Origin of the sequence: Streptomyces sp. NA02950, from assembly GCF_013364155.1 — a bacterium.
Classification (GTDB): Bacteria; Actinomycetota; Actinomycetes; order Streptomycetales; family Streptomycetaceae; genus Streptomyces.
In genome coordinates, this window is the sequence record NZ_CP054916.1 from 2,524,147 (window position 1) to 2,548,284 (window position 24,138).

Here is a 24,138-nt window from a genome sequence, read left to right on the forward strand (position 1 = left end):
GCTCCCCAGGGGCTGGGCCCGGGCGCTGGGGGACAACGCCGTGGGCGCCGCCGGAGGCTCATTCGGCCAGGGGGACCAGATCGCTCCAGGGGATCTGCTTGGTGCGCAGGTCCTTGCGGACCTTGCGCGCGAGCTTCTTGGTGTCGCGCCGGTTCATGGCGGCCCCGACGGTCGCGCCCACCATGAAGGGGGCCAGCACCGGCAGATTCCGGAAGCTGCGCTTGAGCACCTGCTGCCGCAGCTCGCGCTTCATCTGGACGCCCAGCGCGGCGTTGACGGTGGCCGGGACGGTGACGTCGATCCCGCGCTCGTCGGCCCACGCCCCGAGATAGGCGGTGGCGCGCTGGCGCACTCCGCCGGGTGCCCGCAGTCCGTAGACCTCGTGCAGCTCGGCGATGAGCTTGATCTCTATGGAGGCCACGCCGATGATCTCCGCGGCCAGTTCGGTGGGCATGGCGGGCGGGACGGGCAGCATGGCCGCTGCGCCGACACCCGCGCCCACGGTGGAGGTGCCGTGCGCGGCACCGGCCACCAGCTTGTCCGCGATCTCCTCCGGGCCGAGCCCGGGGAACTGCTTGCGCAGTGTCTCCAGGTCCCGGACCGGGATCCGTGGAGCGTTCGCGATGATCCGGTCGGCGACCGCGTGAACCCCCGCTCTCGCACGCTCGCCGCCTTTGCGCACGCCACGGCCCAGGGCGCTCGCGAGCGAGGCCGTCCGGCCTCGCTCGGGGTGCGCCTCGGTCACGCCGCCGTGCTCCGCGTCCACGCCTGCGCCGTGGTTCAGGCCGCGCAGTCGCGGCAGATCGGCTGGCCGTTCTTGGTCTCGTTGGCCAGCTGGCTGCGGTGGTGCACGAGGAAGCAGCTCATGCAGGTGAACTCGTCCGCCTGACGGGGCAGCACTCGAACGGACAGCTCCTCGTTCGAGAGGTCCGCGCCGGGCAGTTCGAGGCCTTCGGCCTGCTCGAACTCGTCCACGTCGACGGTCGAGGCGGACTTGTCGTTCCGCCGGGCCTTCAGTTCCTCGATGCTGTCCTCGTTGACGTCATCGTCGGTCTTGCGTGGGGTGTCGTAATCCGTTGCCATGTCGCTCTCCCCCTCTGGGTGTCTGCGGTGTCTCCAGCGCACGTAACGCGTGAGAGGCCGGACTTGTGCCCGACCCGAGGCGGAGATTTTGCCTCACATCAAGGTCTGTTACTCAATCGACACCCAACCGCACCCCTGAAGAGGTGATCGGGTTGGATGGCCATCGGGACCGTACACGGTCCGACAGTCGCACTCGCATGCGCCATGACGTGTACTTCCCGTGATCACGGTCCCTGAAAACCCGGATTTTCCCGGCTTTCCGTCAACCGTGACGATCACGCAGAGTATATGGCTTGAAAATCGCCCATGTGATCGATCACACACCATACAGGTGTGGGTCGGATCACGAAAATTCCGCCCAAAGCGAACACCTCCCGACGGTACCGCAGCTTCCGTTTTCGGGCCCGTCTGCCCGCTCAGAGCGGGAGTACCACCCGCACGACAAGGCCGCCTCCCTCGCGCGGCTCCGCCGCGATCCTGCCGCCGTGGGCGCGCGCCACCGAGCGCGCGATCGACAACCCGAGGCCGACGCCCTTGTCACTGCCGGTGCGCTCGGTACGCAGCCGCCGGAAGGGCTCGAAGATGTTGTCCAGCTCGTAGGCCGGGACCACCGGGCCGGTGTTCGCCACCACCAGCACCGCCTGACCCCGCTGGATCCCGGTGGTGAGGTGCACCCAGCCGCCCTCGGCGACGTTGTAGCGCACGGCATTCTGCACCAGGTTCAGCGCGATCCGCTCCAGCAGCACACCGTTGCCCTGGACCACCGCGGGCTCGCGCACCCCGCGCACCTCCACGCCCTTGGCCTCCGCCTCGGCCCGGACCTGGTCCAGCGCCTGGGAGGCCACCTCGGCGAGGTCCACCGGCTTGCGGTCGACGATCTCGTTGTCACTGCGGGCGAGCAGCAGCAGGCCCTCCACCAGCTGCTCGCTGCGCTCATTGGTGGCCAGCAGCGTTCTGCCCAGCTGGACCAGCTCCGGGGGGGCCTGCGGATCGGAGAGTTGGACCTCCAGCAGCGTCCGGTTGATCGCCAGCGGCGTGCGCAGCTCGTGCGAGGCGTTGGCGACGAACCGCTGCTGGGCGGTGAACGCCCGGTCCAGCCGTTCCAGCATCTCGTCGAAGGTGTCGGCCAGCTCCTTCAGCTCGTCGTCCGGGCCGTCCAGCTCGATCCGGCGGGACAGGTCCGAGCCCGCCACCTGGCGCGCCGTACGGGTGATCCGGCCCAGCGGCGAGAGCACCCGCCCGGCCATGGCGTAGCCGAACGCGAAGGCGACCACGGCCAGCCCGAGGAGGGCGATCAGCGAGCGGCGCAGCAGCCCGTCCAGGGCGTAGTCGCGCTGCTGCTTCATGCACTGGGCCACCGCACGGTTGAACGCGTCGTTGTTGCCCTGGCTGGGCAGGTGGCAGGTGTCGGTCGGCTTGTAGTCGATCCGCACGATCTGGAGCGGGAACTCACTGCCGCGGCGGATGGCGTCGGCCGCGAGCAGATAGATGATCGTCAGCAGCACCACACCGGCGATCAGGAACATCCCGCCGTAGAGCAGGGTGAGCCGTATCCGGATGGTGGGGCGCAGCCAGGGGTTGGGGGGCGAGCCGTGCGGCGGGTCCCAGCTGGGCTTCGGTGGCGCCGTGGGCGGAAGCGGGGTCGTCGCCATGCCCGGTCAGATCCGGTAACCCGAGCCGGGAACGGTGACGATCACCGCGGGCTCACCCAGCTTGCGGCGCAGCGTCATCACGGTCACCCGGACGACGTTGGTGAAGGGGTCGGTGTTCTCGTCCCACGCCTTCTCCAGCAGCTGCTCGGCGGAGACCACGGCTCCCTCGCTGCGCATCAGCACCTCCAGCACCGCGAACTCCTTCGGCGCCAGCTGGATCTCCTTGCCGTTGCGGAACACCTCGCGGCGGTTGGGGTCCAGCTTGATCCCGGCCCGCTCCAGTACGGGCGGCAGCGCGACGGTGGTACGGCGGCCGAGCGCCCGCACCCGCGCGATCAGCTCACTGAAGGCGAAGGGCTTGGGCAGGTAGTCGTCGGCGCCGATCTCCAGGCCCTCGACCCGGTCGCTGACGTCACCGGAGGCGGTGAGCATCAGGACCCGGGTGGGCATCCCGAGCTCGACGAGCTTGCGGCAGACGTCGTCGCCGTGGACGAGGGGCAGGTCCCGGTCGAGGACGACGACGTCGTAGTCGTTGACGGCGATGCGCTCCAGGGCGGCCGCTCCGTCATACACGACGTCGACGGCCATGGCCTCCCGGCGCAGACCGGTGGCCACCGCGTCGGCGAGCAGCTGCTCGTCCTCGACGACGAGTACGCGCACGTCGTTAGTCCTTCCGTCATGGCCGCAGCGGGCGTGATCTCGCCGAACTCGATGAGCGTTCGGCGCCCTCCATCCTGCCTCGAAGTCTCATAAACCGGCGGTAAGAGGGAGCGGAGGGACCGCCGCACGGCCACCGAGGCGGGACGGAAGCGCCGGAACAGGTAATTCAGATTCTTTTTGCGCCGGAGGTTTCCGCTCACAACGGGGTGGGGAGGACGACTGCACACCCGCGATCACGCCCTGTCTTTGGCATCCCATGATCTTGCTGTCATCCGCAGGGACCACGTACGTGATCGCCCCGCCGTCGGCACACCCCCGTGCCACCGACCCACGACGAGGGGGCGCACCATGGACGCGTTCACCGCAGGCATTCTGCAGCGTATAGAGACCACCCAGTCCGACCTCACTCGCGCCCGTGAGACGGGCGACGAGTTCCTCGCCGATGTGGAGCAGGCGGAGCTGGAAGACCTCCGTCGGCTGGCTGCCGAGCATGGCGTGGAGGTCAGCGCCGTCGCTTGATCCCTCCGGGGATACAGATCCGCTGATGCACGATCCACATACAGATCCAGGTTCACAGCCGGAAACGCGCCGTCGATCCAGCGGTCGGTTCCGGTCCCACGCCCGAGCGCCCCGGTGTCCCAGCGGCACCGGGGCGCTTCGGCGTCTCTGCCGGGCGTCGCGTCAGTCGTGCCAGGCGCCCAGCTCCTCCAAGCGGCCCTGGAGCGTTTCGAAGAGGCCGGGGGCGGCGGCGACCATCAGCTCCCCGGAGCCCGGGGTGCCCGGCCGCCCGCCGGTCAGCACCCCCGCCTCCCGGGCTATCAGCTCTCCGGCCGCGTAGTCCCAGGGGTTGAGCCCGCGCTCGTAGTAGCCGTCCAGGCGCCCGCAGCCGACATCGCACAGATCGATGGCGGCCGATCCGCCGCGGCGGATGTCGCGCACCCCGGGCAGCAGCTCGTGCAGCACCCTGGCCTGCCCGACGCGCCGCTCCCGTAGGTAGCCGAAGCCGGTGCCGATCAGTGACCGCTCCAGCTCGGGCGCGGGGCGGCAGTGAACGGGCTCGCCGTTGGCGTAGGCGCCCTGGCCGAGCACCGCGTGGTACGTCTCACCGCGGACCGGGGCGGCCACCACCCCGACGACCGTCTCGCCGTCCTTCCGGGCGGCGATGCTGACCGCCCAGGCGGGCAGGCCGTAGAGGTAGTTCACGGTGCCGTCGATGGGGTCGATCACCCAGCGGACACCGCTGCTGCCCTCGTGGCTCGCGCCCTCCTCCCCCAGCACCCCGTCGGCCGGGCGGTGCCGCGCCAGGAAGTCGGTGATCAGCTTCTCGGAGGCGATGTCCATCTCGGTGACAACATCGATCGGGCTGGACTTGGTGGCGGCCACGCCGAGGTCGGCCGGGCGGCCGTCCCGCAGCAGGTCCCCGGCCCGGCGGGCGACCTCCAGCGCCAGGTCGAGCAGTTCGGTCGTGAGCGGGTCGGTCATCGTGCTCCTTCGCGGATGTCCCCGTGGGGTGCGAGCGGCGCCGGCGGCGGTGACGGGCCGTTGAGTTCGGTGGGCTCAGTCGACCCCCGCGGCCGCGGGCCGCGGGGAGCGGGCCGGGCAGCAGCCCGCCGGGCAGAGGTCGTGGCTCGGGCCGAGGGCGCCCAGCGCGCACCGCTCGGGGGCGGCGGCCGCCCGCCCCTCGGCGAAGCGCTCGGTGGCCGCGCGCTCCAGCACCAGATCGCGGACCGCCGCCGCGAACCGCGGATCGGCGCCGACGGTCGAGGCGCGGGAGACCGGCAGGCCCAGCTCGGCGGCCTTGTCCGTGGCCTCCGTGTCGAGGTCGTACGTGACCTCCATGTGGTCCGAGACGAAGCCGATCGGGACCATGACCGCGGCGGCCGCGCCCGCGCCGTGCAGCTCCTCGAGGTGGTCGCAGATGTCCGGCTCCAGCCACGGGATGTGCGGGGCACCGCTGCGCGACTGGTAGACCAGGCGCCACGGGCGGTCGGCACCGGTCCGCTCGCGCACCGCGTCCGCGACCAGCCGGGCCACCTCGAGGTGCTCGGCCACGTACGCGCCGCCCTCGCCGTGGTCCGCCGGGGGGCCGGAGGTGTCCGCGGCGGCGGTCGGGATGGAGTGGGTGGTGAAGGCCAGGTGCGCCGCGTCGCGCAGCCCCTCGGGCAGCTCGCCGAGCGCGGCGACCGTCGCGTCCACCATGGGGCGGACAAAGCCGGGGTGGTTGAAGTAGTGCCGCAGCTTGTCGACGCGCGGCAACGGCAGGCCCTCCCCCTCCAGCGCCGCGAGCGCGTCCGCCAGGTTCTCCCGGTACTGGCGACAGCCGGAGTAGGAGGCGTAGGCGCTGGTGGCCAGCACCAGGATGCGGCGGTGGCCGTCGGTGACCATCTCCCGCAGGGTGTCGGTCAGATACGGCGCCCAGTTGCGGTTGCCCCAGTAGACCGGCAGGTCCAGGCCGTGCTCGGCGAAGTCCTTGCGCAGCGCCTGGAGCAGCTCCCGGTTCTGCGCGTTGATCGGGCTGACGCCGCCGAAGAGGAAGTAGTGCCGACCCACCTCCTTCAGCCGCTCACGTGGGATGCCCCGCCCGCGCGTCACGTTCTCCAGGAACGGGACGACGTCCTCCGGCCCCTCCGGCCCGCCGAAGGAGAGCAGGAGCAGGGCGTCGTACGGGGCGGGAGATGGCTGTTCTGACTGATCCGGCATGCTGCCGATCCTGCCACCAGCCCCTGACGGGCGGGAAATAACCCCTGCGCGGACCCGGCGGTGGCCGTAAGCTGTATCAGCTCTCACGTTCCTCACCCGGTCGGCCCTGCCGTCCGGTCCTGCTCATCGGCGGAGCCCCTGTCGTGCCCAGTTCCAGTCCTTACCGCGCGCTCTTCGCGCCCCCCGGTACCAAGGCGTTCTCCGCCGCCGGTTTTGTCGGGCGGCTGCCGATCGCGATGGAGGGCGTCGGCCTCGTCACGATGATCTCCCAGCTCACCGGCCGGTACGGGCTGGCGGGCGCGCTCTCGGCGACCGTCGCGCTGTCCGCGGCGGTCGCCGGACCGCAGATCTCCCGCCTCGTCGACCGGCACGGTCAGCGCGCGGTGCTGCGCCCGGCGACCCTCGTGGCGCTGACCGGTGTCGCGGGGCTGCTGCTGACCGCGCGCCGGGGCTGGCCGGACTGGACGCTGTTCGTCTGGGCCGTGGCGGCCGGGTGCGTGCCGAGCGTGGGGGCGATGGTGCGGGCCCGCTGGGCGGCGATCCACCAGGACGCGGCGCGGCAGCTGCACGCCGCGTACGCCTGGGAGTCGATCGTCGACGAGGTGTGCTTCATCGTCGGGCCGGTGATCGCGATCGGTCTGTCCACGGCCTGGTTCCCGGAGGCGGGCGTGCTGCTGGCGGCCTGCTTCCTGGCCGTCGGCGTCTTCTCGCTGACCCTCCAGCGCGCCACCGAACCGGTGCCGCACCCGCGCGAGCACCACACCGGCGGCTCGGCCCTGCGCTCGCCCGGACTGCGGGTGCTGGTGGCCACCTTCGTGGCGACGGGCGCCATCTTCGGGGCGATCGACGTGGTGACGGTGGCCTTCGCCGACGAGGAGGGCCACAAGGCCGCGGCCAGCCTGGTGCTGTCGGTCTACGCGCTGGGCTCCTGTCTGGCGGGCGCGGTGTTCGGCATGAAGGGCCCGCGCGGGGCGGTGTCCCGCCAGTGGCTGGTGGGTATTTGTGCGATGGCCGTGAGTATGATCCCCCTCCTACTGGTCGGGAACCTGCCGTTTCTGGCCGGGGCGCTCTTCGTCGCGGGCCTGTCGGTGGCTCCGACCATGGTCACCACCATGGCCCTCGTCGAACGGCACGTACCGCGCGCGAACCTGACCGAGGGCATGACCTGGACCACCACCGGGCTCGCGGTCGGGGTGGCGCTCGGCTCGTCGGTCGCCGGTTCGGTGGTCGACGCCGCCGGGGCCGGGGCGGGGTACCTGGTGCCGGCCGTGGCCGGGGCGCTCGCGGCGACGGTGGCGTTCCTCGGATACCGCCGGCTGCGGCCGGCGCCAGAGCGGGAGGGGCCGGGTGCGGATGGCCGTCAGGACCGTGAGGACCGGTCGGAGCAGCGTGTGGCGTAACTGGGCGGGCAATGTGGCGGCCCGGCCGGTACGGAGTGTGAGCCCGTCGTGCACTCAGGATCTCGCCGAGGCGGTGCGCGGAGCGGCGGCCGAGGGGCTGACGGTGAAGGCGGTGGGCACCGGCCACTCGTTCAGCACCGCGGCCGCCACGGACGGGCTGCTGATACGCCCGGACCGGCTGGTGGGCGTACGGGAGCTGGACCGCGAGGCCGGGACCGTGACGGTGTCCGCGGGCACCCCGCTCCACCAGCTCAACGAAACGCTGTCGGCCCATGGGCTGTCGCTGACCAATATGGGCGACATCATGGAGCAGACGGTGGCCGGTGCCATCTCCACCGGCACCCATGGAACCGGCCGGGACAGCGCCTCGATCTCCGCCCAGATCGCCGCTCTCGAACTGGTGACGGCGGACGGCTCGGTGCTGCGCTGTTCGGCGGAGGAGAACCCGGAGATCTTCGCGGCGGCCCGGGTCGGGCTGGGGGCGCTGGGTGTGATCAGCGCGATCACCTTCCGGGCGGAGCCGGAGTTCCTGCTCACCGCGCGGGAGGAGCCGATGTCCCTCGACCGGGTGCTGGCCGACTTCCCCCATCTGGTCTCCGAGAACGAGCACTTCGAGTTCTACTGGTTTCCGCACACCGGCAACTGCAACACCAAGCGGAACAACCGCAGCCGGGGCCCCGCCGCCCCGGTGGGCCGGGTCAGCGGCTGGGTCGACGACGAGCTGCTGTCCAACGGCATCTTCCAGGTGGCCTGTTCGGTGGGGCGGGCGGTCCCCGCGACCATCCCCGGGATCGCCCGGATCTCCAGCCGGGCACTGTCCGCCCGCAGTTACACGGACATCCCTTACAAAGTCTTCACCAGTCCGCGCCGGGTCCGCTTCCTGGAGATGGAGTACGCCCTGCCGCGCGAGGCCGCGGTCGAAGCGCTGCGCGAGCTGAAGAGAACCGTGGACCGCTCGGATCTGCGGGTCAGCTTCCCGGTGGAGGTGCGCACCGCGCCCGCCGACGACATCCCGCTGTCCACCGCCTCGGGCCGGGACACCGCCTACATCGCGGTGCATCTGTACCGGGGCACCCCGCACCGGGCGTACTTCACCGCCGCCGAGCAGATCATGACCGCACACGGCGGCCGCCCGCACTGGGGCAAGCTGCACAGCCGTGACGCCGCCTATCTGGCGGGGGTCTATCCGCGGTTCGGCGAGTTCACCGCGGTCCGCGACCGGCTGGACCCCGGCCGGCTGTTCGCCAACGACTATCTGCGGCGGGTGCTCGGCGACTGATGCCCGGCTCCGGGCTCCTCCGGCGCGGGTTCACTCACCCGTGGGGGAGTCCGGCGCGGGTGTGGCGTCCCCGGTGCCCCCGGTGAACGGGTGTCCGATGGCGGAGGCCCGTGCTTCGATCCCGAGGCCCCCGGCGGACGGTTGACGCTCCCGCCGACCGTCGTCCCTCCCCGGTCGCCGCCCCAGACGTCGGACACCGGCCCGCCTGACGCCCACTCGATCCCCGTGAGGGCCATCATGGCGACGGCGAACACGGCCGGTGCCGCGGGCGCGGGACGCCGCCCGCCGCGCGGCCTTCTCGGCCTTGCTTGGACATTCGTTCCAGCCCGCAAGGAGAAGTGACCGATAAACGAAGCAGATCGTTCCGATTCTGACGATTCTGTGAAGCTTGCCACTCATAACCGGGCCCACCGCGAAGGGTTGGGCGTCCGATCACCATGCCGGGGCCGAACTCGGCTGGCGCGCCGCTCCACCCGAGCGGCCCGAATGGAGTACTGTGGCGAACCTTGGCCCCCCTCTTCCCGTCCGGCTGCCCGGACCCAACGGGAGGGGCCGGAAGGCGGCAACTCAACCGGCGCCGCCGCGACATGACATGGGGATCGCCGCCCGAGGTGACAGCGCCGTCACTTTGGGTTGCAAAAAGGTCACCGTGCCATAACGGCGGATCGGGGCCCATGCCCGACACGCCGGGCAACTCGGCAAAGTTGTGGCAGGCTGCACCCGGGCAGGCCACACTCGTCTAGCGGGAGAGCAGCGACGCAACCGTGACGTCGGCAGGCACCACCCGGGAGGTCCCCATGCCCGAACTGCGTGTCGTGGCCGTCAGCAACGACGGCACACGGCTGGTGCTCAAGGCTGCGGACAGCACGGAGTACACGCTTCCCATCGACGAGCGACTGCGTGCCGCGGTGCGCAATGACCGCGCTCGGCTCGGCCAGATCGAGATCGAGGTCGAAAGCCATCTGCGGCCCCGTGACATCCAGGCCCGTATACGCGCCGGTGCCTCGGCCGAAGAGGTCGCGCAGATGGCGGGCATCCCCGTCGACCGTGTGCGCCGCTTCGAGGGCCCGGTGCTCGCGGAGCGCGCGTTCATGGCCGAGCGCGCCCGCAAGACACCCGTGCGCCGGCCCGGCGAGAACACCGGACCGCAGCTCGGCGAGGCCGTCGCGGAGCGGCTGCTGCTGCGCGGCGCCGAGAAGGACACCACGCAGTGGGACTCCTGGCGGCGCGACGACGGCACCTGGGAAGTGCTGCTGGTCTACCGGGTCGCCGGGGAGCCGCACTCGGCGAGCTGGACCTATGACCCGCCCCGGCGGCTGGTCCAGGCCGTCGACGACGAGGCGCGGGCGCTGATCGGCGAGGCGGACGACACCCCCGAGCCCAGCTTCCCCTTCGTCCCGAGGATCGCCCGGCTGCCGCGCGACCGGGACCGGGACAGAGAAAGAGACCGGGACCGGGACCGGACATCGGCCGAGCGCGGCGGCGAGGAGACCGACCCCCCCGCACCGGCGTCGGCGTCCGCCTCCGTGGACGACGGCATCGGCGGCGAGCGGGACTCGCTCACCAGCCTGCTGGAGGCCGTGCCCAACTTCCGGGGGGACATGGTCGTGCCCGACGCGCCCGTCGCGTCGGCCGCCCAGCCGGACGAGCCCGCCGAGGAGCCGGAGGCCGTGGAGCCGCCCGCTCCGGCGGCGAGCGCGGGTTCGGCGTACGCGGATGTGCTGATGCCGCGGTCGGTGGCGGGGCATCGCGACCGGCTGACCGGGACCACGGACCGCCAGGCGGAGGCGGACGGTGTCCGTCCGGGCCGCCGGGCGGCGGTGCCCAGCTGGGACGAGATCGTCTTCGGCACCCGCCGCAAGAAGCAGGAGTAGCCGTCGGGCGCCCTGGCCGTGCGCCGGGCGCCCCTCGGCCCGCAGGTGCTCATCCGGTGGGCCCTGCCGCCCCGAACAGCGGCGGCAGGGCCCACCGTTGTGCTCAGCCCGGCTGCGGCCCCGTGGCCACCGGACGGTCGCCGGAGGCGGACCACTCGCTCCAGGAGCCGACGTACAGGGCCGCCGGTACGCCCACGGCCGCCAGCGCCAGCACCTGGTGCGCGGCGGAGACCCCGGAACCGCAGTACACCCCCACCTCGGTGGCCTCCGTGACGCCCAGTCCCGCGAAGCGCTCGGCCAGTCGGGCCGCGGGCAGGAACCGACCGTCGGCGGCGACGTTCTCGGCCGTCGGGGCGGAGACCGCGCCGGGGATGTGGCCGCCGATCGGATCGATGGGCTCGACCTCGCCCCGGTAGCGCTCGGCGGCCCGCGCGTCCAGCAGCACGCCGCGGCGGGCGAGCGCCGCCGCGTCGTCCGCCTCCAGCAGCGGCACGGCCCCCGGCTCGGGGACGAAGTCCCCCTCGGCCACGGCCGGGACATCGGTGGTCAGCGCGCCGCCTTGCGCCGTCCAGGCGGGCAGCCCGCCGTCCAGCACCCGTACGGACGGATGGCCCGCCCAGCGCAGCAGCCACCACGCACGCGCCGCGGCCCACCCCTGGCCGCCGTCGTACGCCACCACGCGCCGGTCACGGTCGACCCCGGCCCCGCGCATCGCGGCTTCGAAGGTGGGCAGTTCGGGCAGCGGATGACGGCCCGCCGCTCCGGCCGGACCCGCCAACTCGGTGTCGAGGTCGACGTAGACGGCACCGGGCAGATGCCCTGCCTCGTACATGGGGCGCCCCGGAGGGCCGCCCAACTGCCAGCGCACATCGAGCAGCAGCGGCGGCCGGTCTCCCGCCAACTCGTCCATGAGGTCAGATGCGGTGACGAGGGGATTCATGGGAACCATCCTTACGTAGATATCCCTGCGACTTCTGGACTACCGAGTCACCCGACGTACAGCTGATGGCCACACGACCGCAATGAAGCCGAAACGGATACACAGTGCGATTTCGGGCATTCTCCAGTGGGAACCGGCGAATTGCGGCGCGGCCGGGGGTCACGTTGCGACAGGTGGTGCAAATATCTTCCGGACCCCCCACAGCAGCACCTCCGCACCACCGCCCCGCGCCGCCGACCGGCGCCCGGGGACGTACGGCCACAACAAATGGTCCGAGGAGAGATTGACGTATGACCGAGGCAGCGACTCGGCGCACACCGGGCACGCCCTGCTGGACGAGTCTGATGGTGCACGACCTTGCCGCGACACAGGACTTCTACCACGCCGTGTTCGGCTGGGAGTTCACACCGGGCCCGCAGCAGCTCGGCGCGTACGTCCGCGCCGTACAGGGCGCACGGCCGGTCGCCGGGCTGGGTGAGCTGCCTCCGGAGCGCCATCTTCCGGTGGCCTGGATGACCTATCTGGCCTCGGACGACACCAATGAGACGGCCGAGATGATCCGCGCCTGCGGCGGCACCGTGGCGGTGGGCCCGCTCGACGCGGACGAGGCCGGACGGATGCTGCTGGCGGCCGACCCGGAGGGCGCGGTGTTCGGGGTGTGGCAGGAGGTGCACCAGCCGGAGACCCCGGCGGGCGGGGCGCCGGGCACCCCCGTCTGGCACGAGCTGATGACCCGTTCCGCTACCGGCGTCGCCAAGTTCTACCAGATGGTCTTCGGTTACCAGCCGGAGCCCACCGGCCCGGGCGACTCCGGCGGCCACACCCTGCGGCTGGACGGGCAACCGGTCTGTGCGATCCAGAGTGTGGGCCGTGCGCTGCCGCGCGACCGGGGGCCGCACTGGATGACCCATTTCGCGGTGGCGGACGTGGACGAAGCGGTGGGCCGGGTGGCCGCGTCCGGCGGACAGGTGGTGCGGCCGCCGTCGGAGGGGCCGGCCGGCCGCTCGGCCACGGTGACGGATCCGGAAGGCGCCGACTTCACCGTCGTACGGGCCGCGGACCGCTGACGGTACGACGGCCACGGCTGTTCGGGACGCCCCTCAGGCGGAGGTGGCGGCCGGCTCGTGGCGCCGCCGGTGCGCGGTCCCGTCCGGCCTCGCACCGGTGCCCTCCCGCCCCGAGGGCGCGTCGACCGGCAGCACATCCGGTGACAGGGTGGCCGCGTGGGCGGTGGCGGCCGTCATCCGGCGCCGGTGGTGGCGGCGGCACAGCACCTCGTAACCGACCGGATTCTCCGGCTGGTTGACATCGCCCACGACGACCTGCGCGCCCTCCACGACCATCCGGCCGCCGACGGTACGGGCGTTGTGCGTCGCCCGCGCACCGCACCAGCACAGCGCCTCGACCTGCAACACCTCCACCCGGTCGGCGAGTTCCACCAGCCGCTGCGAGCCGGGGAAGAGTTTGCTGCGGAAGTCGGTGGTGATGCCGAAGGCGAAGACGTCCACGCCCAGGTCATCGACGATCCGGGCGAGTTGGTCGATCTGGGCCGGGGCGAGGAACTGCGCCTCGTCCACGATGACGTAGTCGGCGCGGCCCCCGGCGGTCAGCACCCCGACCACATGGGTGTAGAAGTCCAGGTCCCGGGCGGCCTCGACCGCCTCGATGGCCAGCCCGAGCCGCGAGGAGAGCCTGCCCTTGCCCGCCCGGTCGTCCCGGGCGTAGATCACCCCTTGCAGTCCGCGCGCCGAGCGGTTGTGCTCGATCTGCAGAGCGAGGGTGCTCTTTCCGCAGTCCATGGTTCCGGAGAAGAACACCAGCTCGGGCATGAGGGTGGCAGAGCCTTTCGTACGGCGGGTGACGGATCGCGCTTCAGGAGCGTACTTCGAGGAGCGGCACCAGCTGCTCCACGGGGGTCATCGAACCGTGCAGCCCCACCATCGCGGACTCCTTCGGCTCGGACTCCGAGGCGACGATGGCGACGTCGGCGGCGGCCGCCGCCACCACGTCGCCGATCCGCCGGTAGACCCGCTCGTCCACCCCGCCGCCGTCGCCGGGCCGTCCGAACCAGCCCGCCTCGATGGCCTCGTCGCGCCCGGCCACCCACATCCGGTCGCCCAGCACCTCGCGCCAGACGGCCAGTACATCACCGGCGGCGCCGGGGACCGCGTACACATGCCGGGCGCGGCCCTCGCCGCCCAGCAGCGCGACGCCCGCCCGCAGTTCCCAGTCCTCGTCGAAGTCGATCCGCGACTCAGGGTCGAACGGGATGTCGATCATGCCGTGGTCGGCGGTGATGTAGAGGGCGGTACGGGGCGGGAGTTGTTCGGCGAGCCGCTGGGCGAGCCGGTCCACGTACCGCAGCTGGTCCCGCCACTCCGCGGAGTCCACACCGAAGCGATGGCCCTTGCCGTCCACTTCGCTGTAGTACGTGTAGACCAGGGAGCGGCCCCCGGCGGCGAGTTGCTCGGCGGCGAGGTCCATCCGCTCCTCGCCGGAGAGCCGTCCGTGAAAGGTGCCGCCGCTCAGCGCGATCTTGGTGAGCGGGGTCTCCCCGAAGGTCGGCGCGGAGACCTGGCAGGTGTGCACGCCCGCGGCGTCGGCGCGCTGGAACACCGTGGGGTACGGCTGCCAGAGATACGGATCCGTCCAGGGCTGCCAGCGCAGCTGGTTCATCAGATGGCCGGTGGCGGGGTCGGCCACGGTGTACCCGGGCAGCCCGTGGGCGCCCGGCGGCAGCCCGGTGCCCACCGACGCCAGGGAGGTCGCGGTGGTGGACGGGAAGCCCGCGGTCAGCGGTGCTCCGGTGCCGTTCAGCGAGCTGGACAGCAGCGTGGTCAGAAAGGGCGCCTCGGCCGGGTGGGCGCGCAGCAGCTCCCAGCCGAGACCGTCGATCAGGAAGACGCAGACCCGGTCGGCGGGTGCGAGGGCGAGACCGGAGGCGAACCCCGGGATCTCCTGTCCCGCGGCGATGGCGGGCAGCAGGTCGGCCAGCGAACCGGAGCCGTACTTCGGCAGCGGCGCGGCGCGCGGGTCGAGCGGAGCGGGCTCGGGCCAGGCGGAGCCGGCCGGGGTGACGGGACCGAGGGCGGAGCCGGACATCAGCGGCCGGAGTCCGGCGTGGCCGCGGTGGCCTCCGAGAGCGCCTGGGCGAAGGCGAGGGTCTGGCGGACGCTGTCAGGACCGTCGCCCGCCTCGCTGACGCGCAGGCTCAGGTCGTCGGCGGTGGAGGAGCCGGTGTAGCCGTGGTCCGCCTCGCAGTTGGGGTCGCCGCACGCGGCGGGCTCCAGGTCCAGCCGGTTGACCGCGCCCCACCCGATGGTGAGCACGACCTCCCGCGGCAGGGTGCCCGGGGTGTACGACTCGGGGTTGGCGACGACCCGGCTGAGCACCACCGAGGAGATCCGCTGGAGCTTCACCGACTCGGTGGAGGTGGTGGCGTACGGCGACGGAGAGGTGCCGTCCGCGGCCTGCTCGTCGGTGTGGCTGACGATGAAGCGGTTGCGGGTGAGGACGAGGACCGTGACATGCCGGCGGACCTCGTTGGCGTCGAAGGTGGTCTCCTGGTGGACGAGGTACGAGACGATCGGTTCCCCGCCCACGGCGGCCTCCACCGCCTCGGCCACGAGTGCCGGGTAATAGCCGCTGCGCTCGATCGCCGCTCGCAGCCCCTGGGTCGTCGTACCGGTCTTCGCCATGTGCACCATCCTAATCCGTGGGTGCGGCCGCTCCGGCCGTACGAGGGGGCGGACGGCCGGTTCGGAACCCACCGGGGCCGTGGCCGGGGGGACCGTCCGGGATGCGGTGTCCCCGTCTCAGGACCTCCTGGTGGGGTCAGCAGGCCTGGTGGGGTCAGTAGGCGGGGAGGTGGCGGGGGCCGAGGTCGGTGCGGACGGGAGGTGGGGCGAGGCGGGCGGAGGCGCCGAGCACCGACAGACCGCGCTGAGCGACAACGACCGGTTCGAGGTCGACCGCGACTATCTCGGGGTGGTCGTCGACCAGACGTGACACCCGCAGCAGCAGCTCCTCCAGGGCCGCGGTGTCCACGGGCTTGGAGCCGCGCCAGCCGAAGAGGAGCGGGGCGGTCCGGATGGACCGGATGAGCTCGGCGGCGTCCTGGTCGGTGGCCGGGACGAGGCGGTGGGCGGTGTCGCCGAGCAGTTCGGAAGGGGCACCGGCGAGGCCGAAGGAGAGCACGGTCCCGGCCGCGGGGTCGATCGCGGCCCGGACCACGGTGTCCACACCGCGTGGCGCCATCCGCTGGACGACCAGCCCCAGTTCCTCGGGCGGGCCGAGGTAGTCGGTCAACTCGGCGTAGGCGCGGCGCAGTTCCACCTCGCTGCCGAGCCCGAGCCGTACACCGCCCAGGTCGGTGCGGTGGCGCAGCTGGGGGGCGGTGGGCTTGAGGGCGACCGGGAAGCCGAGCCGCTCGGCGGCCCGGACCGCGGCGTCGGGGCCGGGCGCGGGCAGGGCGGGCAGCACGCTGACCCCGTAGCGGGCCAGCAGCCGCTGGGTGTCGGCGGCGGACAGCTCCACACCGGCGGCGGCGGCGGCCCCGGTGTCGTCCGGCGGCGGGGCGCCGGGGTGCGGTCCGCCGTCGGCCGGGACGCCGGATACCGGAAGATCAGGGGTCGGGACGCCGGGGGCCGGGGTGCTCTCGGCGGGGGCGACCTCGGCCGGGGCGAGCAGGACCTCGATGTCGGCCGCGGCCCCGGCCTCGTCGATGTCGTCGTACTCCGGCACCCGTCCGGGCTCGGCGGACTCCTGCCGCCAGCGCGCGTACCGCACGGCCTCGGCCAGCGCCCGTACGGCCCGCTCCGCCGCGGGGTACGCGGGGATCCGCCGGGTCCGCGGGGTGCCCCCGTCGCTGACCCCGGCCAGGGCCTCCACCAGGTCGGGGATCTCCAGGTGGACCACGGCCACGGGCTTGGTGCCGCCGGGCCCGGGGGCCGCGTCGGCCGCCTCGCGCACGGCCGCGGCGAGATCGGCGGCGCAGGTGTCGCCGACCCAGGGGATGGCGGTGACGACGACCGCGTCGCACCCGTCGTCGGCGAGCGCCTCGGTGAGCGCGGAGCGGAAGTCGCCGGGATCGGCGGCCGTGGTCAGGTCGCGGGGCGGCAGCGGGCGCAGCCCCTCGGTGAGACAGGCGTCGTAGGTGAGCAGCCCCAGGGACTCGGAGTTGCCGAGGATGCCGACCCGCGGCCCGGCCGGGAGCGGCTGGGAGGCGAGCAGGACACCGACGTCGGCGAGCTCGGTGATGGTGTCGACCCGGATGACGCCCGCCTGCCGCAGCAGGGCGGAGACGGTGGCGTCGGGGATCCCGGTGGCGGGCACGGCATGGCCGGTGGGCGCGCTGCCGCTGTGGCGGGCGCCCTTGACCACCACCACCGGTTTGACGGCGGCGGTGCGCTTGGCGAGCCGGGTGAACTTCCGCGGGTTGCCGATGGATTCCAGGTACATCAGGGCGACGTCGGTCTGCGGGTCGTCGTACCAGTACTGGAGGAGGTCGTTGCCCGAGACGTCGGCGCGGTTCCCCGCGGAGACGAAGGTCGATATCCCGGCGATCCCGGGCAGACCGGCCTGCCCGGCACCGCGCCGGTGCAGCCCGGACAGCAGCGCGATGCCGATGGCCCCGGACTGGGTGAACAGCCCGAGCCGTCCGGGGACGGGCAGTTGCGGGGAGAGGGAGGCGTTCAGCCGCACGCCGTCGGCGGTGTTGATGACGCCGAAGGCGTTGGGGCCGATGACGCGCATGCCGTAGGTGCGCGCCTGGCGGACCAGGTCGCGCTGGCGGGCGCGGCCCTCGGGCCCGCTCTCGGCGTATCCGGCGGAGAGGACGACCAGGCTCTGGACGCCGTGCTCACCGCAGTCGGCCGCCACCGACGGCACCTGCTCGGCGGGGACGGCGACGACGGCCAGGTCGACCGGGCCGTCGATCTCGCGCAGCGAGCGGTGGCCGGGGACGCCCTCCGGGTCCAGGGGCGCGCCGCCCTCGGGGAAAGCGCGGTTGACGGCGTACAGCCGCCCGGTGAAGCCCCCGTCGAGGAGGTTGCGCAGCACTGTGCGGCCGACGCCGCCGGGGGCGCGTCCGGTGCCGATGACGGCGACGGAGCCGGGGGCGAGCAGCCGCTGCACGGAGCGGGCCTCGGCCCGCTGCTCGCGGGCGCGCATGACGGCCACGGACCGGTCGGTGGGTTCGAGGTCGAACTCGAGGCGGACGACGCCGTCCTCGAAGCTGCGCTGCTGGGTGTAGCCCGCGTCCGTGAACACCTTGATCATCTTGGTGTTGGCGGGCAGCACCTCGGCGACGAAGCGGCGGATGTCGCGTTCCCGCGCGACCGCGGCGATGTGCTCCAGGAGGGCGGAGGCGACACCGCGGCCCTGATGGGCGTCCTGGACCAGGAAGGCGACCTCGGCCTCGTCGGCGGGTGCGCTGGCCGACCGGCCCCGGCCGTCGATGCGGTCGTAGCGCACGGTGGCGATGAACTCGCCCCCCACGATGGCCGCCAGACCCACCCGGTCGACGTAGTCGTGGTGCGTGAAGCGGTGGACATCGCGGTCGGACAGGCGCGGATAGGGGGCGAAGAAGCGGTAGTACTTCGACTCGTCGGAGACATGCTCGTAGAAGCTGACCAGCCGCTGCGCGTCATCGGGGGTGATGGGGCGGATCTGAGCGGTACCACCGTCCCGGAGCACCACGTCGGCCTCCCAGTGGGTCGGGTAGGCGTGCTGGTCCGGCGGCGTCGGCATGGGGCAAGCGTACGGGCCGGGAGGTCATCGGGAGCAGGTCCGAACGGTCCCCACCGGAATCGGGAGCGGGTCCGAATGGTGGACCCCCTTGCGTCGGGGCCGGGTGTCGGGGGAAGGTCCGTATCGGACCGGTCCGGGCACTCCCGGGCTCACTCGGACATCGTTCGGGTGAACCCGGACACCGTATGATTTTGGTCTAGACAACAGCACCCGTCACACCTGAAGGGCAACACCATGGCTGAGCGCCGCGTCACCATCGGCTGGGCCGAGGGCCTGCACGCCCGCCCCGCGTCGATCTTCGTCCGGGCGGCCACCGCCGCGGGCGTCCCCATCACGATCGCCAAGGCCGACGGCACCCCGGTCAACGCCGCCTCCATGCTGGCCGTGCTCGGCCTGGGCGCGCAGGGCGGCGAGGAGGTCGTGCTGGCCTCCGACGCGGACGACGCGGAGATCGCGCTCGACCGTCTGGCGAAGCTCGTGGCGGAGGGTCTCGAGGAGCTTCCCGAGACGGTCTGACCCGCCCGGTGATTCGGCTCTCGCATTCCGCCGGATCTTCTTTCGCGCGACAGGGCCGCGGTGACCCATTCCGGTCACCGCGGCCCTGTCGTTTCCGAATTCCTGCCCCGTTGCGCCTGCCCCCTGTGAAGCCGCTCTCCTCGCAACCGCCCCTTTGCAATCGCCTTTGTAAAGGAACGCAGTCGGGAACTTGTATACGGGAACCGTGTTAATTCCGCCCGCTCGCCGTGTTGACGGAATGTTTCGAAGTTCTCACCTGAGCCGGACGGCGCAGCCGGTATTCCGAGAGCGCGCGCTCGGTGTGCGCGGTGGCGATGATCCGGGCGCGATCGGCGTCGCCGCGCGCCACCGCGTCCACCAGCGCGCCGTGCTCCGCCCAGGACTCCACGGCCCGCACCGCCGGGTCGGACCGCCCGGCACCGCCGCCCGGCACGGGCCGCTCCGGCCGCCGCGCCGGGTCGGCCGCGTACACCCACGCGATCTTGCGCCGCACCTGGACGAGCAGCCCGGCCAGACTCGGACTGCCCGACGCCTGGGCGAGCGTCTCATGGAACCAGTCGCCCAGGGGCGGCAGTTCGCCGAGGCAGCCGCGGCGGGCCCGCTCCTGGCCGAGCCGGACGAGGCCGCGCAGCACCTTCAGATGGGCCTCGGTGCGGCGCTGGGCGGCGCGGGCGGCGCCCAGCGGCTCCAGCAGCCCACGGATGTCGAGGAGGTCCGCCGCCTCCCGCTCGGAGGGCTGGGCGACACAGGCGCCCGCATGGCGCCGGGTGGTCACGAACCCCTCGGACTCCAGGGTGCGCAGGGCCTCCCGGACGGGCACCCGCGAGACGCCGTAGCGGCGCGCGAGCAGTTCCTCGGTGAGCCGGCCGCCGGGCGGATAAGCACCGGATACGATGTCGTCGCGAATGGCCGTGCACACCGCTTGCGCCGAAATCCGCCGACCGCCCGGGATGGCGGTGGTATCCCCGTTCACTTCCGGTCCCGCCACAGTCGAACCTCCGCCTTAATCCCAGCGAAACGCACCCGGTCGACGGGCGTTCGACAACTCTATTCCAAACCGGCGGAATTTCCGATGGCGAGCCGGAATTCATGGATATTTTTGGTCAGCGGGGGCGGGTGGCGCATGCCGAAGGCCCCGTCCGGTCCTTGGGTTCTAACGGTCCTCGCAACACCCGCGATCTGTGGGAGTTGCGAGGACCGTGGCCGTTGGACGGGATGATCTTGCGGGGTTGAGGGAGCGTTTCCTTGCGCGGCTGGATGCCGTGGGGAACGTGACCGTGGTGGCGCGTGAGCTGGGGGTGAACCGGAACACTGCCTTCGGCTGGGCCCGAAAGGCCGGACGGACCTCGGTGCGCCTGCCTCGGCGGCACCCCGGGCGCGACGAGTACGAGCGGCTTCGGGCCGCCGGTGTCGCACGTCGGGTGGCGGCCCTGCAGGTCGGGGTGAACGAGCGCACGGCCAAGGACTGGGACTGGGGCGTCAAGAAGACCGGCACCACGCGCACTTACGCTGACGGCCGCCGTGTCGACTACAGCACCGGGACCGTCACGATGTGCGGTGTGACCACGGCACCGGTGGGCCTGACGGCCCTGGAGAAGCAGCTTCACCCGCGGTTCCTAGCGCTCGCCGAGCGCGAGAAGATCCGCGATCTGCGCGCGGCGGGGCAGTCGCTGAGGGCGATCGGACGGGTCCTGGGACGGCCGGCGAGCACCATCAAGCGGGAGATCGACGCGAACTCGGGCAGCGAGGGCTACCAGCCCTACGCCGCCCACCGGGCAGCGGCAGCGCGCAGACCCCGGCCCAAGGAGCGCAAACTGCTGCGCGAGGGACGGCTGCGCCGCTTCGTCCGGGACGGACTGCGCCAGCGGTGGTCACCGGCACAGATCTGCCACGCTCTACGGAGAGAGCATCCCGACGACGAGAGCATGCGGGTGAGCGTGGAGACGGTCTACCAGGCACTGTATTTCCAGGCCCGCGGCGGCCTGAAGCGGGAAGTGCAGGCCGCCATCCGTTCCGGCCGGACCCGCCGCAAACCGCGCCGGGACTCCCAGCGGCGCACGCCCCGGTTCATCGACCCGATGGTGATGATCAGCGACCGTCCCGCCGACGTCGAGGACCGGGCCGTGCCCGGTCACTGGGAAGGCGACCTGATCATCGGCGCGGGCGGGCGCTCCGCGATCGCCACCCTGGTCGAGCGCAGCACCCGTTACACCCTGCTGGTCCATCTGCCGGGCGGGGCCCACGACGCCGAGACCGTCCGCGACGGCCTCGTTGCCACGATCCAGACCCTGCCCGCCCACCTGCGCGGCTCCCTCACCTGGGACCAGGGCAGCGAGATGGCACGCCACAAGCAGTTCAGCATGGCCACCGGCATGCCCGTCTACTTCTGCGACCCCGCCAGCCCCTGGCAACGCGGCTCGAACGAGAACACCAACGGCCTCCTGCGCCAGTACTTCCCGAAAGGCACCGACCTCAGCGTCCACAGTCCCGAAGACCTCGAACACGTCGCCCAGGAACTCAACGGCCGCCCACGCAAGACGCTCGGCTGGGATACCCCAGCCGAGCGTCTACGTGATCTACTCACCACCTGAAACCAAGTGGTGTTGCGACGACCCCTTGAATCCAAGGTCCGGCGGACGGGGCCTTGGCACGGTCCTGGTGCGCGGGGTGTCCCCGTGGGGACACGGCACGGTCGCGGTGGGGTCAGACGCTGACGCCGTGGGAGCGCAGGTACGCCACGGGGTCGATGTCCGAACCGTAGTCGGGGCTGGTGCGCGCCTCGAAGTGCAGATGCGGTCCGGTGACGTTGCCGGTGGCGCCCGACAGGCCGATCTGCTGGCCCGGGGTGACCTTCTGGCCGACCGAGACGTTGAGCGAGGACATGTGGCCGTACTGGGTGTACGTGCCGTCCTTCATCTTGATGACGATGTTGTTGCCGTACGAACCGCCCCAGCCCGCCTCGACGACCTCACCGGCGCCCACGGCGTGCACCGTGGTGCCCGAGGCGGCGTGGAAGTCGATGCCGGTGTGGCTGCCGGAGGACCACAGACCGCTGGACGCCTGGTAGCCGGTGGAGACGTAGGAGCCCGAGATCGGCGCGACGAAGGTGTTGAGGCGCTTGCGCTCGGCCTCGCGCGCGGCGCGCTCCTTGGCGGCGCGCTCCGCCTTGGCCTTCTTCGCGGCCGCCTCGGCCTTCCTGGCGGCCTCCTGACGGGCGATGGTCTCGGCCCGCGCCTTGGCCGCGGCCTCCGCGGCGGCGGTCTCCTGGGACTGCGCCTGGGCCTGGATCTGGTCGGCCAGCCCCTCGTCGATCACGATCGCCTGCTGCAACCCGGTCTGCTCGGGAGCGGGTGCCTCGTCGGAGGCGGCCAGGGCGGGACCGGCGATACCGGCGACGACGCCCGAGGCGATGGTGGTGACTCCCGCGATGTTCGCGCCGGTGCGGACGGACCGTCGGGGACGGCGGTGCTTCCCGGTGGCACGGGTGAACGCCATGCTGTGGCGCACTCCTTTCCTTCCTTCTCGCCTACCGGGTTAGCTGACGGGTTCGGAGCAGGAAGGTCTCCTACGGCCCCCTCGCCCCGGAGGACAAGGCGCCCGATTCACCCCAGGGGACATTGGGTCCCCGGCTCCCCTGGCTCGCGCCGTACGGGGACTCGGCGATGACTGCCCGTGCCGCGGGCGCGGCGTGTAGATGGCGAACAGCCGGACTGACGCTAAACGGGGCGTCTTTCGATCACCAAACAGATCCGGATTTTTGTTGCCCTCCCCACAAACCAAACACCCAACCCTCCTATAAAACGGGCATTCGGAAGGACCCTGACATCGCACTCGATGTCAGGGCCCTTCCGCTGACGGCCCGTCGGACCGCCGGAGGCCCTGCCGGGGTCAGCCCGAGACGACGGTCACCTCACCGATGCCCAGCGCCCGGACCGGCTCCTCGATCGCCGAGGCGTCCCCGACCAGCACCGTGACCAGCCGGTCCGCCGGGAAGGCGCTCACCACGGCGGCGGTGGCCTCCACCGTTCCGGCCTCGGCGAGCCGGGCGTACAACTGCGCCTGGAAGTCGTCCGGAAGGTGCTGCTCGACCTGGTCGGCGAGGGTGCCCGCGACCGCGGCCGCGGTCTCGTACTTCAACGGGGCGACGCCCACGAGGTTCTGCACGGCGACATCGCGCTCGGCGTCCGTCAGCCCCTCGTCCTTCACGGTGCGCAGCACCTTCCAGAGGTCCTCCAGCGCGGGGCCGGTGACCTCGGTGGCCACCGAGCCGCTGATCGCCAGCATCGCGGCACCGGTGGACCCGCCGGACGGCGAGGAGGCCGTGGAGCGCAGCACCTGGCAGAAGGAGCGCACCCCGTAGGTGTAGCCCTTCTCCTCGCGCAGCACGCGGTCGAGCCGGGAGGTGAGGGTGCCGCCCAGGCAGTAGGTGCCCAGCACCTGGGCGGGCCAGACGCGGTCGTGGCGGTCGGCCCCGATCCGGCCGATCAGCAGCTGGGTCTGGACCGCCCCGGGCCGGTCGACGATCACCACCCGACCGGTGTCGTCGGCCACGATCGGCGGGACCTGCCGGGGCGCGGCCGTGCCGCCCGTCCAGGCGCCGAGGGTGTCGGCGAGGGCCTGGTCGAGGTCGACCCCGCCGAGGTCGCCGACCACGACGGCGGTCGCGGTGGAGGGGCGGACATGCGCCTCGTAGAAGGCGCGCACGGCCGCGGCGTCGATGCCCTCGACCGTCTCCTCGGTGCCCTGGCGCGGCCGGGACATCCGCGACTCGGCCGGGAACAGCTCCTTGGACAGTGCCATGGAGGCGCGGCGGGCCGGGTTGGCCAGCTCGTGCGGGATCTCGTCCAGCCGGTTCCGCACCAGCCGCTCGACCTCGCTGTCGGGGAAGGCGGGGGCGCGCAGCGCGTCGGCGAGCAGCCCCAGCGCCTTGGGCAACCGGGAGACCGGGACCTCCAGGGAGACCCGCACACCCGGGTGGTCGGCGTGGGCGTCCAGGGTGGCACCGCAGCGCTCGAGCTCGGCGGCGAACTCCTCGGCGTCGTGCTTGTCGGTGCCCTCGGACAGGGCGCGCGCCATGATGGTGGCCACCCCGTCGAGCCCGGCGGGCTCGGCGTCCAGCGGGGCGTCCAGATTGACCTCGACGGCCACGACCTGCTGGCCGGGGCGGTGGCAGCGCAGCACCGTGAGCCCGTTGGACAGCTCACCGCGCTCGGGGGCCGGGAAGGCCCACGGCCTGGGGGCCCCGCCGACGGGCTGCGGGTGGAAGGTCATGGTCGCGGTGACG

The 24,138-nt window shown here is 72.3% G+C and carries 21 protein-coding genes and 1 riboswitch; of the genes, 7 read left to right on the plus strand and 14 right to left on the minus strand.

What is annotated here, in order from left to right:
- Positions 1–58: 58 nt before the first annotated feature.
- The 4 genes from HUT19_RS10565 to HUT19_RS10580 form a co-directional block, all read right to left on the minus strand.
- The gene (locus HUT19_RS10565; protein ID WP_254886147.1) at positions 59–862 is read right to left on the minus strand and encodes a hypothetical protein; all 804 of its coding nucleotides are present in this window, start codon (positions 860–862) and stop codon (positions 59–61) included.
- Positions 781–1,083 carry a DUF4193 domain-containing protein gene (locus HUT19_RS10570; protein WP_014175864.1) on the minus strand — a complete coding sequence of 101 codons (303 nt, stop codon included), beginning with the start codon at positions 1,081–1,083 and terminating at the stop codon, positions 781–783. Before HUT19_RS10570 ends, HUT19_RS10565 begins: the two co-directional genes overlap by 82 nt.
- A 416-nt stretch (positions 1,084–1,499) precedes the next feature.
- Positions 1,500–2,735, minus strand: coding sequence for a cell wall metabolism sensor histidine kinase WalK (locus tag HUT19_RS10575; protein ID WP_176180221.1), 1,236 nt, complete (start codon positions 2,733–2,735; stop codon positions 1,500–1,502).
- Between the two features lie 6 nt (positions 2,736–2,741).
- On the minus strand, positions 2,742–3,395 hold the full coding sequence (locus tag HUT19_RS10580; protein ID WP_176180222.1) for a response regulator transcription factor: 654 nt from the start codon (positions 3,393–3,395) through the stop codon (positions 2,742–2,744).
- Between the two features lie 348 nt (positions 3,396–3,743).
- Here HUT19_RS10580 and HUT19_RS10585 point away from each other — a divergent pair, with 348 nt between their 5' ends.
- Positions 3,744–3,914 (plus strand): hypothetical protein, encoded by a 171-nt coding sequence (locus HUT19_RS10585; RefSeq protein WP_176180223.1) that lies wholly within the window; start codon positions 3,744–3,746, stop codon positions 3,912–3,914.
- 162 nt (positions 3,915–4,076) lie between these two features.
- Here the strand turns inward: HUT19_RS10585 and HUT19_RS10590 are convergent, their stop codons facing one another.
- Positions 4,077–4,877: an inositol monophosphatase family protein gene (locus tag HUT19_RS10590; RefSeq protein ID WP_176180224.1), complete on the minus strand. Its 801-nt coding sequence runs from the start codon at positions 4,875–4,877 to the stop codon at positions 4,077–4,079.
- A 75-nt stretch (positions 4,878–4,952) separates the two neighbouring features.
- Positions 4,953–6,095 carry a ferrochelatase gene (locus HUT19_RS10595; RefSeq protein WP_176180225.1) on the minus strand — a complete coding sequence of 381 codons (1,143 nt, stop codon included), beginning with the start codon at positions 6,093–6,095 and terminating at the stop codon, positions 4,953–4,955.
- A 143-nt stretch (positions 6,096–6,238) separates the two neighbouring features.
- Here HUT19_RS10595 and HUT19_RS10600 point away from each other — a divergent pair, with 143 nt between their 5' ends.
- From HUT19_RS10600 to sepH, 3 genes are all read left to right on the plus strand, one after another.
- On the plus strand, positions 6,239–7,495 hold the full coding sequence (locus HUT19_RS10600) for an MFS transporter (protein WP_176180226.1): 1,257 nt from the start codon (positions 6,239–6,241) through the stop codon (positions 7,493–7,495).
- A complete protein-coding gene (locus HUT19_RS10605) occupies positions 7,449–8,774 on the plus strand; it encodes a D-arabinono-1,4-lactone oxidase (protein ID WP_176180227.1) in 1,326 nt (441 codons plus the stop codon). Before HUT19_RS10600 ends, HUT19_RS10605 begins: the two co-directional genes overlap by 47 nt.
- A gap of 797 nt (positions 8,775–9,571) precedes the next feature.
- Entirely contained in the window at positions 9,572–10,648 is a 1,077-nt protein-coding gene (gene sepH / locus HUT19_RS10610) for a septation protein SepH (protein ID WP_254885522.1), read from the plus strand.
- Positions 10,649–10,751: 103 nt separating this feature from the next.
- On the opposite strand, the gene HUT19_RS10615 is transcribed toward sepH, so the two are convergent.
- The gene (locus tag HUT19_RS10615; protein ID WP_176180229.1) at positions 10,752–11,588 is read right to left on the minus strand and encodes a sulfurtransferase; all 837 of its coding nucleotides are present in this window, start codon (positions 11,586–11,588) and stop codon (positions 10,752–10,754) included.
- A 290-nt stretch (positions 11,589–11,878) separates the two neighbouring features.
- On the opposite strand from HUT19_RS10615, the gene HUT19_RS10620 reads away from it, so the two are divergent.
- Complete coding sequence (locus tag HUT19_RS10620; RefSeq protein ID WP_176180230.1) at positions 11,879–12,655, plus strand: VOC family protein; 777 nt, start codon at positions 11,879–11,881, stop codon at positions 12,653–12,655.
- A 33-nt stretch (positions 12,656–12,688) separates the two neighbouring features.
- On the opposite strand, the gene HUT19_RS10625 is transcribed toward HUT19_RS10620, so the two are convergent.
- The 4 genes from HUT19_RS10625 to HUT19_RS10640 form a co-directional block, all read right to left on the minus strand.
- Positions 12,689–13,417 carry a thymidine kinase gene (locus HUT19_RS10625; RefSeq protein WP_254885523.1) on the minus strand — a complete coding sequence of 243 codons (729 nt, stop codon included), beginning with the start codon at positions 13,415–13,417 and terminating at the stop codon, positions 12,689–12,691.
- Between the two features lie 43 nt (positions 13,418–13,460).
- Positions 13,461–14,690 carry an alkaline phosphatase family protein gene (locus HUT19_RS10630; RefSeq protein WP_176180231.1) on the minus strand — a complete coding sequence of 410 codons (1,230 nt, stop codon included), beginning with the start codon at positions 14,688–14,690 and terminating at the stop codon, positions 13,461–13,463.
- Complete coding sequence (locus tag HUT19_RS10635) at positions 14,690–15,286, minus strand: DUF5998 family protein (RefSeq protein ID WP_176180232.1); 597 nt, start codon at positions 15,284–15,286, stop codon at positions 14,690–14,692. Before HUT19_RS10635 ends, HUT19_RS10630 begins: the two co-directional genes overlap by 1 nt.
- A gap of 154 nt (positions 15,287–15,440) precedes the next feature.
- Positions 15,441–18,338: a bifunctional GNAT family N-acetyltransferase/acetate--CoA ligase family protein gene (locus tag HUT19_RS10640; protein ID WP_176180233.1), complete on the minus strand. Its 2,898-nt coding sequence runs from the start codon at positions 18,336–18,338 to the stop codon at positions 15,441–15,443.
- Positions 18,339–18,572: 234 nt separating this feature from the next.
- On the opposite strand from HUT19_RS10640, the gene HUT19_RS10645 reads away from it, so the two are divergent.
- On the plus strand, positions 18,573–18,854 hold the full coding sequence (locus tag HUT19_RS10645) for an HPr family phosphocarrier protein (protein ID WP_176180234.1): 282 nt from the start codon (positions 18,573–18,575) through the stop codon (positions 18,852–18,854).
- A gap of 208 nt (positions 18,855–19,062) precedes the next feature.
- On the opposite strand, the gene HUT19_RS10650 is transcribed toward HUT19_RS10645, so the two are convergent.
- A complete protein-coding gene (locus HUT19_RS10650) occupies positions 19,063–19,806 on the minus strand; it encodes a GntR family transcriptional regulator (RefSeq protein WP_176186738.1) in 744 nt (247 codons plus the stop codon).
- A gap of 598 nt (positions 19,807–20,404) precedes the next feature.
- Here HUT19_RS10650 and HUT19_RS10655 point away from each other — a divergent pair.
- Complete coding sequence (locus tag HUT19_RS10655; RefSeq protein WP_176186644.1) at positions 20,405–21,445, plus strand: IS30 family transposase; 1,041 nt, start codon at positions 20,405–20,407, stop codon at positions 21,443–21,445.
- A gap of 112 nt (positions 21,446–21,557) precedes the next feature.
- Here the strand turns inward: HUT19_RS10655 and HUT19_RS10660 are convergent, their stop codons facing one another.
- Positions 21,558–22,349 (minus strand): M23 family metallopeptidase, encoded by a 792-nt coding sequence (locus HUT19_RS10660; protein WP_176180235.1) that lies wholly within the window; start codon positions 22,347–22,349, stop codon positions 21,558–21,560.
- Positions 22,350–22,363: 14 nt separating this feature from the next.
- Positions 22,364–22,526, minus strand: a riboswitch (cyclic di-AMP (ydaO/yuaA leader).
- Positions 22,527–22,742: 216 nt separating this feature from the next.
- Positions 22,743–24,125, minus strand: coding sequence for a pitrilysin family protein (locus HUT19_RS10665; protein WP_176186740.1), 1,383 nt, complete (start codon positions 24,123–24,125; stop codon positions 22,743–22,745).
- Between the last annotated feature and the right edge of the window lie 13 nt (positions 24,126–24,138).

Coding starts and splice junctions, on each gene's coding strand:
- HUT19_RS10570 (WP_014175864.1), bottom strand. CDS start 1,083: ATGGCAACGGATTACGACACCCCACGCAAGACCGACGATGACGTCAAC.
- HUT19_RS10575 (WP_176180221.1), bottom strand. CDS start 2,735: ATGGCGACGACCCCGCTTCCGCCCACGGCGCCACCGAAGCCCAGCTGG.
- HUT19_RS10585 (WP_176180223.1), top strand. CDS start 3,744: ATGGACGCGTTCACCGCAGGCATTCTGCAGCGTATAGAGACCACCCAG.
- HUT19_RS10590 (WP_176180224.1), bottom strand. CDS start 4,877: ATGACCGACCCGCTCACGACCGAACTGCTCGACCTGGCGCTGGAGGTC.
- HUT19_RS10595 (WP_176180225.1), bottom strand. CDS start 6,095: ATGCCGGATCAGTCAGAACAGCCATCTCCCGCCCCGTACGACGCCCTG.
- HUT19_RS10605 (WP_176180227.1), top strand. CDS start 7,449: ATGGCCGTCAGGACCGTGAGGACCGGTCGGAGCAGCGTGTGGCGTAAC.
- sepH (WP_254885522.1), top strand. CDS start 9,572: ATGCCCGAACTGCGTGTCGTGGCCGTCAGCAACGACGGCACACGGCTG.
- HUT19_RS10615 (WP_176180229.1), bottom strand. CDS start 11,588: ATGAATCCCCTCGTCACCGCATCTGACCTCATGGACGAGTTGGCGGGA.
- HUT19_RS10620 (WP_176180230.1), top strand. CDS start 11,879: ATGACCGAGGCAGCGACTCGGCGCACACCGGGCACGCCCTGCTGGACG.
- HUT19_RS10625 (WP_254885523.1), bottom strand. CDS start 13,417: ATGCCCGAGCTGGTGTTCTTCTCCGGAACCATGGACTGCGGAAAGAGC.
- HUT19_RS10630 (WP_176180231.1), bottom strand. CDS start 14,690: ATGTCCGGCTCCGCCCTCGGTCCCGTCACCCCGGCCGGCTCCGCCTGG.
- HUT19_RS10635 (WP_176180232.1), bottom strand. CDS start 15,286: ATGGCGAAGACCGGTACGACGACCCAGGGGCTGCGAGCGGCGATCGAG.
- HUT19_RS10640 (WP_176180233.1), bottom strand. CDS start 18,338: ATGCCGACGCCGCCGGACCAGCACGCCTACCCGACCCACTGGGAGGCC.
- HUT19_RS10645 (WP_176180234.1), top strand. CDS start 18,573: ATGGCTGAGCGCCGCGTCACCATCGGCTGGGCCGAGGGCCTGCACGCC.
- HUT19_RS10655 (WP_176186644.1), top strand. CDS start 20,405: ATGTGCGGTGTGACCACGGCACCGGTGGGCCTGACGGCCCTGGAGAAG.
- HUT19_RS10660 (WP_176180235.1), bottom strand. CDS start 22,349: ATGGCGTTCACCCGTGCCACCGGGAAGCACCGCCGTCCCCGACGGTCC.
- HUT19_RS10665 (WP_176186740.1), bottom strand. CDS start 24,125: ATGACCTTCCACCCGCAGCCCGTCGGCGGGGCCCCCAGGCCGTGGGCC.